General features: G+C 72.8%; 13 protein-coding genes. 7 read left to right on the top strand and 6 right to left on the bottom strand.

The features are described 5' to 3' along the window. The first annotated feature begins 79 nt into the window (after nucleotides 1-79). The 7 genes from AHOG_RS20865 (at nucleotide 80) to AHOG_RS20835 (ending at nucleotide 8298) form a co-directional block, all read left to right on the top strand. Nucleotides 80-1546: an MFS transporter gene (locus AHOG_RS20865; protein ID WP_093942851.1), complete on the top strand. Its 1467-nt coding sequence runs from the start codon at nucleotides 80-82 to the stop codon at nucleotides 1544-1546. Nucleotides 1547-1626: 80 nt separating this feature from the next. After that, nucleotides 1627-2538 carry an SDR family oxidoreductase gene (locus AHOG_RS20860; RefSeq protein WP_093942850.1) on the top strand — a complete coding sequence of 304 codons (912 nt, stop codon included), beginning with the start codon at nucleotides 1627-1629 and terminating at the stop codon, nucleotides 2536-2538. Between the two features lie 765 nt (nucleotides 2539-3303). After that, nucleotides 3304-4125: an AfsA-related hotdog domain-containing protein gene (locus tag AHOG_RS20855; protein ID WP_157736952.1), complete on the top strand. Its 822-nt coding sequence runs from the start codon at nucleotides 3304-3306 to the stop codon at nucleotides 4123-4125. After that, complete coding sequence (locus AHOG_RS20850) at nucleotides 4122-4799, top strand: HAD family hydrolase (RefSeq protein ID WP_093942848.1); 678 nt, start codon at nucleotides 4122-4124, stop codon at nucleotides 4797-4799. The genes AHOG_RS20855 and AHOG_RS20850 overlap by 4 nt, the downstream gene beginning before the upstream one ends. Continuing rightward, on the top strand, nucleotides 4796-5086 hold the full coding sequence (locus AHOG_RS20845) for a hypothetical protein (RefSeq protein ID WP_157736951.1): 291 nt from the start codon (nucleotides 4796-4798) through the stop codon (nucleotides 5084-5086). Before AHOG_RS20850 ends, AHOG_RS20845 begins: the two co-directional genes overlap by 4 nt. Further along, nucleotides 5083-6096 (top strand): 3-oxoacyl-ACP synthase III family protein, encoded by a 1014-nt coding sequence (locus tag AHOG_RS20840; RefSeq protein WP_245856355.1) that lies wholly within the window; start codon nucleotides 5083-5085, stop codon nucleotides 6094-6096. The genes AHOG_RS20845 and AHOG_RS20840 overlap by 4 nt, the downstream gene beginning before the upstream one ends. Nucleotides 6097-6765: 669 nt before the next feature. Further along, nucleotides 6766-8298: an FAD-dependent monooxygenase gene (locus AHOG_RS20835; protein WP_093942845.1), complete on the top strand. Its 1533-nt coding sequence runs from the start codon at nucleotides 6766-6768 to the stop codon at nucleotides 8296-8298. Between the two features lie 298 nt (nucleotides 8299-8596). Here the strand turns inward: AHOG_RS20835 and AHOG_RS30100 are convergent, their stop codons facing one another. The 6 genes from AHOG_RS30100 to AHOG_RS20805 all read right to left on the bottom strand — a co-directional run bounded on the left by AHOG_RS30100 (nucleotide 8597) and on the right by AHOG_RS20805 (nucleotide 14161). Next, on the bottom strand, nucleotides 8597-8740 hold the full coding sequence (locus tag AHOG_RS30100; protein WP_245856354.1) for a hypothetical protein: 144 nt from the start codon (nucleotides 8738-8740) through the stop codon (nucleotides 8597-8599). A gap of 255 nt (nucleotides 8741-8995) precedes the next feature. After that, complete coding sequence (locus AHOG_RS20825; protein ID WP_093942843.1) at nucleotides 8996-9751, bottom strand: AAA family ATPase; 756 nt, start codon at nucleotides 9749-9751, stop codon at nucleotides 8996-8998. 152 nt (nucleotides 9752-9903) lie between these two features. Then, on the bottom strand, nucleotides 9904-10317 hold the full coding sequence (locus AHOG_RS20820) for a hypothetical protein (RefSeq protein ID WP_093942842.1): 414 nt from the start codon (nucleotides 10315-10317) through the stop codon (nucleotides 9904-9906). 242 nt (nucleotides 10318-10559) lie between these two features. Further along, a complete protein-coding gene (locus AHOG_RS20815; protein ID WP_245856353.1) occupies nucleotides 10560-11573 on the bottom strand; it encodes an aldo/keto reductase in 1014 nt (337 codons plus the stop codon). A 64-nt stretch (nucleotides 11574-11637) separates the two neighbouring features. Next, nucleotides 11638-12660, bottom strand: coding sequence for a phosphotriesterase family protein (locus tag AHOG_RS20810; RefSeq protein WP_093942841.1), 1023 nt, complete (start codon nucleotides 12658-12660; stop codon nucleotides 11638-11640). A 28-nt stretch (nucleotides 12661-12688) separates the two neighbouring features. After that, on the bottom strand, nucleotides 12689-14161 hold the full coding sequence (locus AHOG_RS20805; RefSeq protein ID WP_093942840.1) for an MFS transporter: 1473 nt from the start codon (nucleotides 14159-14161) through the stop codon (nucleotides 12689-12691). Nucleotides 14162-14260: the final 99 nt, after the last annotated feature.

Here is a 14260-nt window from a genome sequence, read left to right as displayed (position 1 = left end):
TGGGGACGTCGACCCACCACGGTTCCAGGGAGGACTCCGGCCGGCGCCGCGTACTCGGCGGGCGGCGGTCGGGCACATCATGAACGTTCCCATCGTTGATCCCGGGCAGACCGGCACCGGGGCCGATCAGCGCGCCGCCCGGCGGGCCCTGATCCTGTTGGCCTGCACGCAGTTCCTGCTGCTCCTGGATACCTCGATCATCAACGTCGCGGTCCCGTCGATCGGTGACGAACTCGACATCGGGGCGGCCGACCTGCCCTGGATCGCGAACGCCTACCTGGTGACCTTCGGCGGACTGCTGCTGCTCAGCGGTCGCGCCGCCGACCTGGTCTCCCGACGCGGACTGTTCGTCACCGGCCTGGTCGTCCTGGTGATCGGCTCCGCGGCGGGAGCCCTCGCGGGCGACGCGGGCTGGCTGATCGCGGCGCGTGCCGCGCAGGGCGTGGGCGCCGCACTCGCCGCCTCGGCGGCGTTCGCGCTTCTGTTGAGCCTGTTCCCCGACGGGCCGGCGCGTCATCGGGCCCTCGGTCTGTTCGCCGCCATGGCCGGCGTCGGCGGCGCCGCAGGGACCGTGCTCGGCGGGGTCCTCACCAGCTGGCTGGGCTGGCGCTCGACCTTCGTGCTGAGCGTGCTCGCGGGCGCCGTGCTGGCGGCGGCCGCCGTACGGATGCCGCGCGTGGACCGTGCGCCGGGGCGGGGTGCCCGGTTCGGCGTCACCGCCGCGCTGTCCAGCACCGCGGCACTGGGATCGACCGCCTATGCGCTGGTCAACACCGGAGTGCACGGCTGGACCGCGCCGAGCACGCTGGCGCCCGCCGCCGCGGCCGTCGCGCTGTTGATCGTCTTCGTGATCGCGGAACGGCGCGCCGAGACCCCGCTGGTGCCGCCGACACTCCTGCGCAGGCGGGCGGTGATCACCGCCAACCTGCTCGCCTGCCTCGCGCAGTTCGCCTACTTCCCGATGTTCTTCCTGGTCAGCGTGTACCTCCAGACCGTGCTCGGCTATTCGGCCGTCCTCGGCGGGCTGGGGCTGCTGCCTCTGTCGTTGACGGTCGTCCTCGTCGCGGCAGGCACCGGAAGGCTGATCGGGCGGTACGGCGTCCGCGCCGTGCTCATCGCGGGGTGGCTGCTGACCGCGGCGGGCCTCGGCTGGCTCGCGCTGCTCTCCGTCGACGGCTCGTTCGCCGCCGACGTGCTGCCGCCCAGCCTGCTGCTGGGCGTCGCGCTGCCGTTGGTCACGGTCACCAGCTCCGTGGCGGCGACCGCTCAGGCCCGGCCAGCGGAGATCGGACTGGCCTCGGGTCTGATCAACACCAGTCAGCAGTTCGGCGCGGTCCTCGGCCTCGCGGTGCTCTCCGGAGTGGCCACCGCGCGGACCCTCGCCGTGGGCGGTCCGGCCGACCCGGCCGCCCTGACGAACGGCTTCGCCGTCGCGTTCCTCGTCGCCGCCGTGCTGGCCGTGCTCGCGGCCTGCTACGCGCTCACCCTTCGGACCGGCGCACCGCACGGGGACGAGTCCACGCCGGGGCCCGCGCCCACGTCCTGACAGCGTGTCCGCTCACCCCGGCATCCGAACCGCCGGAGCACCGGCGACGTCATCCATTTACCACGAAAGGCCATCACCGCATGTCTGACGACCGCCGCCACCTCGTCATCGGGGCGCACGGCTTCCAAGGGGCCGCCGTGGCACGGCGACTGCTCGCCGACGGGCACCAGGTCCGGGGGCTGACCAGGACGGGCGCGCGTCCCGCTCCCGGCGCCCCGCGGCTGCCCGTCGTCCTCGCGGACCTCGCCGACGCCGCCGCGGTCCACCGGGCGTTCGAGGGCATCACCCATGTCTCGCTGGTGCTGCCGCTGGTCTACCAACCGGAGCTGGTGGCAGGCTACGTCCGCACCGTCATCGACGCGGCGCGCGAGGCCGGGATCGAACGGCTGGTGTACAACGCCAACACCGCGATCCCCGACGCCGTCACCCCCTACCCCGCCTACGAGACGCGACGGGCCGCCGAGACGGCCCTGCGAGACAGCGGCCTGCCACTTGTCGTCCTGCGCCCGCCCGTGTACCTGGACAACCTGTTCAGCCCCTTCGCCGGACCGCGACTGTTCGACCGCGGCACGCTGGTCTATCCCCTGGCCGCCGATCGTCGGGTGTCCTGGCTGTCGCACGCCGACCTCGGCGCGGCCACGGTCGCCGCGCTGCACCGCCCCGGCCTCGACGGACTGGTACTGCCGCTCGGAGGACCCGCGGTGACCGGCGACGAACTGGCCGCGGCCGTCGGCGCCGGACTGGGCCGCGAGGTGTCCTATCAGGCCGCCGACCCGGCCGACTTCGAGGCAGACCTGCGCCGCGTGATCGGCGGACCCGCGGCCGAGGGCGTCGCGGGCCTCTACCGATGGGCGGCTTCCTCCGACGATCCGGACTCGCACGTCGCCGACCACACGCAGGTCGAACGGCTGCTGGGCATCCGGCTGTCGTCGATCGGCGAGTGGGCCTCGGCGCAGCCGTGGGAGGTCTGGAGCGCCGCGGTCGCCGACTGATCACGCACGGAGCCCTCTTCTCGGCGCCCGCCGTCCGTCGGCGGGCGCTGCTCGTCTTCTCCGCCGGCGCTCGTCGGCGCGTGTGGGCGGCCGGTGTCGCCGCCGTTCGGCGGTGGTGGCGCAGCTGTTCGGCGGTGGTGGCGCAGCTGTTCGACGACGGTCGGTCTCGTCGCCGTCCGCTGTTGCCCGGTGCCCGGTGCCCGGTGCCCGGTGCCCGGTCTCGTCGCCGTCCCGGGGTGGCCGCCGCCGCGTCACATGACCCACACCCGCCGCCTCGGCCAGCGCGCCGCTCGACCCGCCGATACGACGTCCGCCGTTCGGAGCAGTGTCTTCGGTCGAGTGGGCTATGCCGCGAACGCATCACGAGCGAGGTCATCTGGCACTGCCGCGCCCGCCCGATCCCCGGCATGATCAGAGGTACCGGGCAATGACGCCGGTCGGGTGACGGTCGTTCCTCATCGAGGAACGCGGACCGCTCCCGAACTGTTCACGGATCGGCGGGCCACCGCGTGGTGGCGGCCGGACACCCGGCCGCGCGGAGCGCGTCGATCCGACTGGGGTGCGGCTGTCGAGGCATGCGGTCTTCTCGCGTCGTCGACGGCCGCTGATGGACCGCTGACGTCCGTACGGCGCCGAGGCTCCCCGACGGACCACGCCGGTCCGGCGCGGTTCCCCGGGCTTCGTTCCGTGCGTGGACGAGACGATTCGTCACCGATGCACTCCACACGGTGGATCGGCGATGTGACGTGTCAAGGAGTGGAAGAGATGGCCGATTCCGCATACGACCCTGCCCGAGATTCCGCGATCACCGATGATCCGGCGACCGCCGCGCGCCGCGAGGCCTGCGTCGTCGGTGACCGATTCGTCGCGCTCACGCAGATCGAGGAAGTACAGACCGTCAGCCAGTTCGTGGCGTCGCTGCGGCGCGGCGGACCCGTCCCCGAACGGGTCCTCGCCGTGCAGGGCGTGTCGCAGTTCGAGCTCGACTACCTGCGGGAGGAGCTGAACAAGCGACAGGCCGAGGACACCGAGATCGTGCCGCCGGTCTCGCCCCGGCTGGGCCGGGACGTCGTCCACAAGCAGCGCGAGCCCAACGTCCTGCTCGCCGATCTGACCCGCACCGGCCCCGAGGCCTACACCGCCGGATTGTGGCTGCACGCCGACAACGAACTGTTCGGCGATCACCAGACCGGCCAGCATGTGCAGGGACTCGTCATCATCGAGGCGATGCGGCAGATGTTCATCGCCGTCTTCGAGACCGCCTACGGCAGGCACAACGCCGACCGGGACTTCTACGTGGTGTGGGACTCGATCGACGTCACCTTCCTGTCGTTCCTCTTCCCCCTGCCCGCCTCCATCCACTGCGAGATCCTCGAAGAGGACCTCTCCGACGTGTCGCGGGCGGGCTATCGGATGCGGATGCGGGTCCTGCAGAACGAGGTCTGCGCCGCCGACGCCACCGTGCGTTTCGGCGGCTACGACCAGAGCCGCATCGAGGCGGCCGAGACCAGACGCGCGCGCCGTGCCGTGCACGAGTTCCTGCGCGCTCGGTCGGCGGCGGCCGAGCCCGCGGGGGTGACCGCGTGACCGGGCGGATCGCGGCCGTCTACGACGTCGACGAGACGCTGCTGTCGGTCAAGAGCATGGTGGACTTCCTGCGGTTCTACCTCGCGGAGACCGAGATCCCGCCGGATTCCGATCAGGCTCGGCGGCTCGCGGAGTTCCAGACCGCGCTGGCCGAGGATCGTGAACCGCGTGAACTGCTCAATCGACGCTATTACCGCGTCTACACCGGGGAGCGGGCCGCCCGGCTCGCCGAACTGGGCCGCCGGTGGTTCGCCCGGCGCCGCGCGGGCGACGGGTTCGTGAACACCGCCGTCGTCGCCGGGCTGATCCGGCACCGGCTGGCGGGCCACGTCATCGTCGCGGTGTCCGGGTCCTTCGGCGCCTGTCTGGAGCCGCTGCGGGCGGCGCTGGGCATCGACCACGTGCTGTGCACCGAACCCGTGCTCGACTCGGACGGCAGGCACACCGGGGAGATCGTGCGCAGCCTGATCGGCGCGGGCAAACCGGCCGCGCTCCGGGAACTGGCGGCGGCCGAGGGGATCTCGCTGCCGTTGAGCTTCGGCTACGCCGACCACATCAGCGATGTGCCGCTGCTGAACCTGGTCGGACACCCGGTCGCGGTGCATCCGGACGCGAAGCTCGCCGAGCATGCCGACCAGGCGGGTTGGGCACGACTGCGACCCGCCCGGCGATGACCACAGGCCCGCTCTGCGCCTGCGGATGCGCCGTGGCCGCCTGGTCGCTGGGCCCGTCCCGGCCCGGCGGCGTGCGTCGGCGAACACGCATCGGTCGGAAACCCGCCGCGGTGCCGTCCGCGCCGGATGCCGACGGAGCGGCGCAGGCCGCGTCCCGCGCGGTGCCGCGTCCGCCCGCCGCCGTCCCCGCCGTCCTCCCCGAGCGGCGGCACCCTTTCGTTCCCCACGACTACGGGCTCGATCCGCTCGCCTTCGACGAACTCGATGAGCTGGAGGACCACCGATGACCATGACCCTGCCCGCGCCCAGCCTGCCCGACGCCCTCACGACGGGGATCGGAACGCTGGGCTGGGGCGCCTACCTGCCGGAACGGCTCGTCACCAATGAGGAGGTCGCCCACCCCGCCGGGGTGGACGCGGGGTGGATCGAGCGCAAGACCGGGATCAGACACCGTCGCCGCGCCGCTCCGCACGAGGCCGCCTCCGATCTGGCTACCGATGCCGCGCGCACGGCACTGGCCCAGGCGGGGGTGCGGGCCGAGGACCTCACCGCGATCGTGCTGGCCACGTCGACCCCGGATCATCCGCAGCCGCCCACCGCCTGCCTGGTTCAGGAGCGGCTCGGCGCCGTCTCCGCCGCCGCCTTCGATCTCAACGCGGTGTGCAGCGGGTTCGTCTTCGCCCTCGGCGTCGGGCGCGACATGCTCGCGGCCGCCGGTGGTCTCGTGCTCGTCATCGGCGTCGACGTCTACTCCCGCATCCTGGATCCCGCCGACCGCAAGACCGCCGTGCTCTTCGGCGACGGCGCGGGCGCCGCCGTCCTCGGCTCGGTGACCGGCGACCGGGGAGTGCGGTCGGTCCGACTGCTCAGCTCCGGAACGGAGAGCCAGCTCATCCGGGTGCCTGCGGGCGGAAGCCGGATTCCCGCGTCGGTGGACTCAGTACGCGCGGGTCAGCACTGGTTCACCATGGATGGACGGGGCGTCCGCTCCTTCGTGGCCGAGCGGGTGCCCTCGGCTCTGGCGGACTTCCTCGCCGACGCCGGGGTCGCGCCCGCCGAGGTGCGTCATCTGGTGACGCACCAGGCCAACGGCCGGATGATCGACGAGCTGTTCCCCCGGCTGGGCCTGCCGTCGGCGGTCGTCCATCAGAGCGTCCAGCGTTATGGCAACACCGGTGCGGCGTCCATCCCGATCACCCTCGCCGAGGCGGCGCCCGAGATCGCCGAGGGCGACCTGGTACTGCTGGCGGGCTTCGGCGGCGGCATGGCGATGGGATTCGCGCTGCTGCGGTGGTGACCGACGGCGCGGGCGGCGCCGGGGATGGTCGGTGCCGGTTCCCGACGCGGTCCGGCCGCCGGTCGGTGCGGCGGCCCGCCTTCGACCGACCGGTCGGGCCGCGCGGCTCGCACGTCCCGCGCGGGCGGCGGTTCAGCCGCCGGGCGGCAAGGCGGGTGCTCATCGGCCTCGTCGGGCCTCGTCGGCTGCCGCCTGCCGTCCGACGACCCGAAGCCCGATGAACGTCGGCCGGTGCCCGCCGGTCTCCGGCGTCCGGCGTGCATCCCGCCGTGCCGGACGCCCGACGCCGCCTCTCCTCGTCACGACCGACCGGTCGGGGAGCGGCGACGTACCGCCCAGGTCGTCCTGCCCGCCGTCCCGAAAGATGCCCGTCCCGTCGGCGGCGTGAGGGCATTCCGGGACGCCGTCGCAGCCAGGACGCCGCGAAGCCGGGGCGTCCCCGGGATCGGGGCTCTCCGCGGCGTGACGCCCCGGCCCGGTCCGCCTTCCACTCGGCAGGAAAACGAGGACCCGGGCGGCGGAGGTCTTCGGCGCCGGGCACGGGGGACGACGGGCGCCCCGAGGCGCGAACCGCGCAGACCACCGACGTCACGACACCACCGACGTCACGACACACGGACGAAGGCAAGGCACACGTCGCCGGCCCGGTCGGCGGGAAGGAGATCCACGATGGACGACCAGGAACGTCCCGAGGTGTTGCTGATCGGCGCGGGCCCCAGCGGCCTGCTCACGGCCTGCGAGCTGCTCCGCCGGGGCGTCCGCGTGCGGCTCGTCGACGCGGCGCCCGCCCCCGTCGCCTATTCGAAGGCCCTGTTGCTGTGGCCGCGCACCGTCGACGTCTTCGAGGGTCTCGGCGCGGGCCCGGCGGTGGAGAAGTACAGCGTCCGGATCAACTCGTTCCGCTACTACTCCTCCCGGCGGCAGCTCGCCGACGTCCGGTTCCCGCCGGAGCTGGCCGCCAGGGCGCTGCCCCAGCGCTACACCGAGGACATCCTTCGGGAGACGCTGGCCGGGCTGGGCGGGCGGATCGAGTACGGCGTGCGGCTGCTGGCGCTGGATCGGCTGGACTTCTCCGGCGACCCGACCGCCACCGACGGCGTCACCGCCGTCCTGGAGCACGCCGACGGCACGGTGGAGCGCTGCACGGCCGACTGGCTCGTCGGCGCGGACGGGGCGGGCAGCGCGGTGCGCGCGCAGCTCGGGCTCGCCTTCACCGGCTCCACCTATGCCAGCCGTTTCGTCCTCGGTGACGCGCGGGTGGCCGGTGACCTGGCGCCGGACGAGGCGCACTACTTCCAGTCGCCCTCGGGGGTCCTGGTGGTGGTCGCACTGCCCGACGGGCTGTTCCGCTTCTTCGCCAGTGCGCCGCCGGAGCAGCAGACCGGAGAGGTGGACCTGCCGCTGATCCAACGACTCGTCGACGAACGCGGCCCCGGCGGCATCCGGCTCGTCGATCCGCAATGGCTCAGCGGATTCCGGGTGCATCGAAGGCAGGCCGACCGCTTCCAGCTCGGCCGGGTGTTCCTGGTGGGCGACGCCGCTCACGTGCACAGCCCGGCGGGGGGACAGGGCCTCAACACCGGACTTCAGGACGGCCACAACCTGGCGTGGAAGCTCGCCTCGGTGATCCGAGGCGACGCGCCGCCGACGCTGCTCGCCAGCTACGGGCCGGAGCGGCACGCGGTGGCGGCGCAGGTCGTGCGCGACACCGACATCCAGACGCAGGCCTGGATGGCCCGCAACCCGGCGGTGGTGGCCGGGCGCGACCTGCTGTTCCGCGCGGCGGACCGGATCGGCCTGATCGAGCGCGGCTATCTGCCGATCATGGCGGGCAGGCGGTGGCGTTACCGGCCCGAGGAGTCCACGGCGCTGCTGCGCCCGTCGGCGGGCGAGGACCGCGGCGCGCTGCGGGTCGGCACCGCGGCCGGGCCGATCCTGTCGTCGCCGCACGACGAGGAGCGAGACCTCCGCTGGACGCTGCTGACCGAGGGCGTGTCGTGCCCGAGCCCGGCGCCGTCGGTGCGGGTGCTGCCCGCGCGTGGCGTGTGGTCGCGACTGCCCGGCTGTGCCAGGACGGCCTTCGTGCTGCTGCGCCCGGACGGCGTGGTCGCGGCGCGCGGCAGGGCGTCGGAGCTGGACGCGGCGTGCCGGTGGGCGGCGGCGCTGCTCGGCGAGTCGGGGCGGGTGGCGGCGGCTGGGTGAGGTGCGGTCGGGAATGGCGAGTCGGGAATGGCGAGTCGGGAATGGCGCGTCGGGAATGGCGCGTCGGGAATGGCGACGTCGACTTCGGCGAAGCGACGTGCGCTCAACCCGGTGGTCACCTCGGCAGCGGAACGCTGAGGTGGCCGTCGGATGACGGGGCCGGGCGCCGTCGGCACGCCGAGCGCGCGCCACGGCGCCGGCCGCGATCCCCGAGGGACCGTGCGTTCTGCTCCGCCTTCTCCGCCTGCGCGGGTCCCCGCCGCCGGATTCCCGTCCTCGCGCCGTCCTGTTCCGTGCCTCAGACGACGGCGGGCTCGTCGCCCTCGTCGATCTCGTCGAGAGCGGTGGCCATGGCGGGGTCGTGCCAGACGATGCGCGCGTCGATGTGGTGGTCCGAGTGGCGGAAACCCAGCAGGGCGTTCTCTGGCCGCCCCAGGGTCATGCGGCAGGAGCGGTCGGCGGAGACCAGTTCGGCATGGTCGGGAAAGGCGAACCCCCAGGCCGCGATGCGGGCGTCGGCCCGCTCGCCGTACTCCTGGACGACCGCGAACAGTCGTGGTGCCTCGTCGGCGACGATCCGGGCGAGGATGCGAGCGAACGTCTCTCGTCGCGGAGCGGGCGAGGGACGGTTGTCAGCTCCGGAGGGTTGTTCTCCCCATGAGAGATGTCGAACTCCCTTGGCGCTACGCGCCCGCCCTCATTCTTCGAACAGATGCCGCAGGAATCCCGCAGGCTGTGCGAGAAAGGCTCGGGTCAGGGTCACCGGCTCGGCCTCGTCGTAGCCCACCTCGTCGATCTCGCCGTCCGAGTCGATCTGGAGGATCCGCGCACCGGGCACGGCCGGCAGGATCGGTGAGTGCGTCGCGATGAGGAACTGACAGCCCTGCCTGGTCAGGTCGCTGATGCGCGTGATCAGCGCCAGCGTGCCGCGCACCGACAGCGCGGCCTCCGGCTCGTCTAAGACGTAGAGGCCGTCGGGTCCGAAGCGGTGGGTCACCACGTCGAGGAACGACTCGCCGTGCGAACGCTCGTGCAGCGGCACCCCGCCGTAGGCGTTCCCGACCCCGAGACGCTCGATCTCCGAGGCGACGTTGTAGAAGCTCTCGGCGCGCAGGAAGAACCCGGTGCGCGGCTTTCTGGTTCCCCAGCGCAGATTCAGGTGATCGCCCAGTGACGATTCGCTCGCCCGGGTGGCGAAGCGGAACGACTGGGTGCCGCCCTCGGCATTGAACCCGGCCGCGACGGCGACCGCCTCGACGAGGGTGGACTTCCCCGTCCCGTTGTCGCCGACCAGGAACGTCACGCTCGGATGCAGAGCCAGTTCACGGCGGCGGGTGAGGTGCCGGACGACGGGGAGGGTGAAGGGGTAGCGGCCGGTGTCCGACGCCGGGTCGATCTCGATGTGCTGGATGAACCCGCCCGTGCTGGTGCGGGCGGTTCCGTTACGGCTCACCGGTTGTCGCTCCCTGCCTGCGTCGCGTCGAGTCGGTGTTCCTCCGCCGAGGCGGGCGGTGCGGGAGTCCTCCCTCGCCGGAGCAGCGTAGTGCGCCGGTCGCCCGACTGGGGGAGGGGAGGGCGACCGGCGCGATCGGAGGCGATGCGGGGTCAGCGGCCCGCGATCACCCCGCTGGTGTGCCACGCGGCCGTCGCGTCGCGCACGGTCTGGCCTGCGGCGACTCCGCGTGCCGCCGCCGCGCGGTTCACCGAGGACACCACGCCGTGGTGCCACGTGTCGTCGGCGTCGCCGATCCGCGCCGTGTCGTTGTCGACGACCGCGCAGGCGGTCTCGGCCGCGTCGAGCAGGTCAAGGGCCGCCGCCCCCGCGCGGTCCTTGCCCATGCCCGCGTCGTTGAAGAAGATCAGGCCGGGCAGGAACCGGGTTCCCCATTCCGCCGAGCTGCTGCCCCCGTGCGAGCCGGTGACCGCCACCGCCCCCCGATCGTCCACGCTCAGGGAACTCACCGAGTCCACCAGCACCACCGGCGATCCGGTGGCGTCCTGCACCGTCGTTCGAAGCATCGGGCGTCCTCCCTGTCCGGCGGCAGCCGGGTGTCGTGGATGGAGCGGACTACAAGGCCTGCTCGGGCGGTGTCGTGCGCACCATTCGGTGCGATCGGGACTCGTCCCCGAGGAAACGCGCCGAGCGCCCGCCGCCGTGCCGTCGCCGATACGCGGCGACGGCACGCGCGCCGCGGCGGCCCGTCGAACCCCGGCGCGGGCGTCGGGCCGGACGAGCGGCATCCGCCGCCCGGCGGGCCGGATCAGAAGCGGGTGCCGACCGGCGCGGGCAGCCCGTCCAGCTCGGCCAGGTCGCCGGGGGTGAGTTCGATGCCCAGCGCGCCGAGGTTCTCGGTGAGGTGCCCCACCACGGTGCAGCCGGGGATCGCGACGAGGCCCGGGTCCTGGGCCAGCACCCAGGCCAGCGCCACCTGCGAGGGCGCGGCGTCGTGCCGCTTCGCCACCGCCTCGACACCCGCCAGGATGCGGAGGTTCTGCTGTAGTGCGCCGTCCTGGAACCGGGGCATGGCCGCGCGGAAGTCGGTGTCCGACAGCGTGCTCGTCTCCCGCACCGCCCCCGCGAGGAAGCCCCGACCCAGCGGGGAGAACGCGATGAAGCCGACGCCGTGAGCCGTGCACCAGGGCAGCACCTCGGCCAGGGTGTCCCGCGACCACAGCGACAGCTCCGACTGGAGGGTGGCGATCGGCGCGACGGCCGCCGCCCGCTCGAGATCGGCGACCCCCGCCTCCGACAGTCCGATGTGGACCGCCTTGCCCTCGGCCTGGAGCTCCGCCATGGCACCCCAGCTCTCCTCGATCGGCACCTCGGGATCGACGCGGTGCAGCTGGTACAGGTCGACGTGATCCACCCCGAGCCTGCTGAGGCTGCCGTCGATCGAGGCCCGGATGTGCTCCGGAGTCCCGTTCGGCGTGACCTTGACGGTCCTCGGGTACAGCGTCATGTCGGGCACCAGCCCGCACTTGGTGGCCAGCGTGACCTCGTCGCGCCTGCCCCGCAGAGCCTTGCCCACCAGGACCTCGTTGGTGAACGGCCCGTAGAGGTCGGCGGTGTCGATCAGCGTGACGCCGTTGTCGACGGCCGCCTGGATGACGCGCACCGACTCCGCGTCGTCTCGCGAGCTCTCGTCGTAGACCCAGCTCATTCCCATGCAGCCCAGGCCGAGGGCGGTGACCTCTAGGCCGCTGCGCCCCAGCGCGCGACGGTGGGCGGGCGATCCGGCGACGGGAACGGTCGGCGTGCTGCTGTCAGCGTTCACGATTGTCCTCTCACTTCGGTGCCGCGTGCCGCGGCGGACTGGGCGTCGAGGGTGAGTACCGCCGTCACGGTGTGTCGGGGACCGCGGTCACCAGGCCGGGCGCGGGGGTCGGTACGGAAGGCGACCCGCCCGCGAAGATGCGGCGCGGATTCTCGACGAGCATCGTGTGGACGTCGGAGTCGGTGACCCCCAGCCGACGTAAGGCGGGGATGACGTCGTCGTGGATGTGGGTGTACTCCCATCGGGGGAACAGCTCGGGCCGTCTCTCCGGTGCGAGATAGTCGATGAAGCAGCAGGTGTCATGGGAGAGCACCATCCGATCGGCATGGCCGCGCCGGGCCAGCTCGGCGACCACGGCGATCCGCTGCTCCAGGGAGGCGATCGGGTCCATGCCGAAGCGGTCCATGCCCAGATAGCAGCCGCCGTCGACCAGCCGCAGCAGGTAGTCGACGTCCTCGGTGTCCCCGGAATGCCCGATGATCACTCGGGAGGGGTCGACGCCCTCGGCGACCAGCAGGTCCAGGACCTGACCGCCGTTGCCGACCACCGAGTTCGTGTGGGTCGTGATGGGCACCCCGGTGGCGCGCTGTGCCTGCGCCGCGGCGCGCAGGATCTCCTCGGTGGCGGGCGACAGCTCCGCGTCCTCGTGCGCGGCCTTGATCACCGCGGCCCGGACGCCGGTGTCGCCGATGCCCTCGGTGATGTCCCGGATGAACATCTCCGTCATCGGGTCCGGGCCGCCGAAGAGGGTGCCGGGGCCCTGATAGAAGAAGTACGGCGGAATCTCACGGTAGGCGTAGACCCCGGTGGCGACCAGGATGTTCACCGGGCTCTGGGCCGCGATCCTGGCGATCCGCGGGATGTAGCGTCCCTGCCCGATGGCCGTCACGTCGACCAGCGTGCGCACACCGCGCTCGTAGGCGGCCCGCAGCCGCGCGACGGCGTCGGCGACCCGCTCCTCCTCATCCCAGTCGAGCCGATAGTTCTGCTGAAGTTCGGAGCTGAGCACGAAGACGTGTTCGTGCATCAGCGTGGGGCCCAGCTCCGCCACGGGCACGGACCCGCGAGCGGTGGGAACTGTGGACACGTCGCCTCCAGATCGGGTAGGTCTCGACTCAGTGCGAGCCGACGGCGCCGGCGCCCGGTGCGCGGCGTGGCGGCGCCGCCGGGGTCGTCGCCGCGGTGGGATCGACCGCGGTGGGGCTGACCGCGGTGGGGTCGACCGCGGTGCGGCGGGTCGCGGTGGGGCCCGTCGCTGTGGCGCCGGTCGCGGTGGCGCCGGTCGTCGACGGGGCGGAGGAGCCGATCGGGGGGCGCGCGGCGGCCGCCGGATCGGTCGCGTCGCCGCGAGTCGGACCGGGGCGGGCGGCCTTCTTCCCGGCACCCGATGAGCGGAACCGGTCGACCACCCAGACCGTCACGGCGACGGCGATCATGGCGGCGGCCACCGCACACGCCCCGAGCCAGCCCCCGTGCTGGAAGGCGAGCGCGCCGAGCGCGGTGCCCGCGGAGCCGCCGACGAAATAGCTGGTCATGTACACGGTGGTGAGGCGTGCGGGGGCCTGTGCGGCGAGCCGGTAGACCTCGCTCTGGTTGAGCAGGTGAACGCCCTGGATGCCGAAGTCCATCAGCACGATGCCGAGCAGCAGCGGCACCACGTGGCCGCCGCCCGCATAGACCAGGCCGAACGAGGCCAGTGTCAGCACCAGCAGACTGATCGTCGCGGGCGCCTGGAGGCCCCGGTCCGCGAGCCGTCCGACCCGCGCCGCCGCCAGCACGCCGCCCAGCCCCGCGAGTCCGAGCAGGCCGATGCCGGTCTCGCTCCAGTGATACGGCGGGCCCGCGGTGAGGAACGCCGCCGAGGTCCAGATCGCGTTGAAGGCGCCGTAACACAGCGCGCCGTAGAGCGAGCGGCGGCGGAGCACCGGCTCGGTGGCGACGAGCTTCCGCAGCGAACCGAGCAGCCGGAGGTAGCCGACGGTGGAGTCGGCGGGGCGGTCCGGCAGCGCGCGATGCAGGGCGAGGCCGCTGAGCAGCATCAGCACGGCCGCGACCGCGAAGACCATGCGCCAGCCCGCGAGGTCGGCCAGCAGTCCGGAGACCGTCCTGGAGAGCAGCACTCCCGTGAGCATCCCGGTCATCAGGGTGCCGACGACCCGGCCGCGCCGCTCCCCGCTGAGCACGGCGACGTAGGCCACCAGGACCTGGACCAACACCGTGGTCACGCCGACGGCCGTCGCCGCGACGGTGAGCACCGCGAGCCCCGGGGCCAGCGTCATGGCCACCAGTCCCGCCGCGGTGAGGACGGTCAGCACCACGACGAGCCTGCGTCGGCGCAGCACGTCGGCCAGCGGAAGCAGCAGAAGCAGGCCGAGCGCATAGCCGACGTGCATGGCCGAGAGCGAGGACCCGGCCTCGCTCACTCCGGCGTCGAACTCACGGCCGATGGTGTCGAGCAGGGGTTGCAGGTAGTAGAGGTTGCCGACCGTCACGCCGCAGATGACGGTCAGCAGCCACAGCATGGGGATCGGTGGGGCGGCGGTGGCCGCCCCTGTGCCCGGCGGGCGCGCTCGACGATCGTCTGCCATCGCAGCATCCTGACTACTATAAGAACCTTGATTCGAATCAGAACCTATGTCAGTTCTGAGGAGTGGTCAACCCGTCATCGAGCGGCGACGGCATGTCGA

This window comes from Actinoalloteichus hoggarensis (assembly GCF_002234535.1).
In the GTDB taxonomy this organism is placed as follows: domain Bacteria; phylum Actinomycetota; class Actinomycetes; order Mycobacteriales; family Pseudonocardiaceae; genus Actinoalloteichus_A; species Actinoalloteichus_A hoggarensis.
This window is presented reverse-complemented; position numbering and strand designations above follow the sequence as displayed.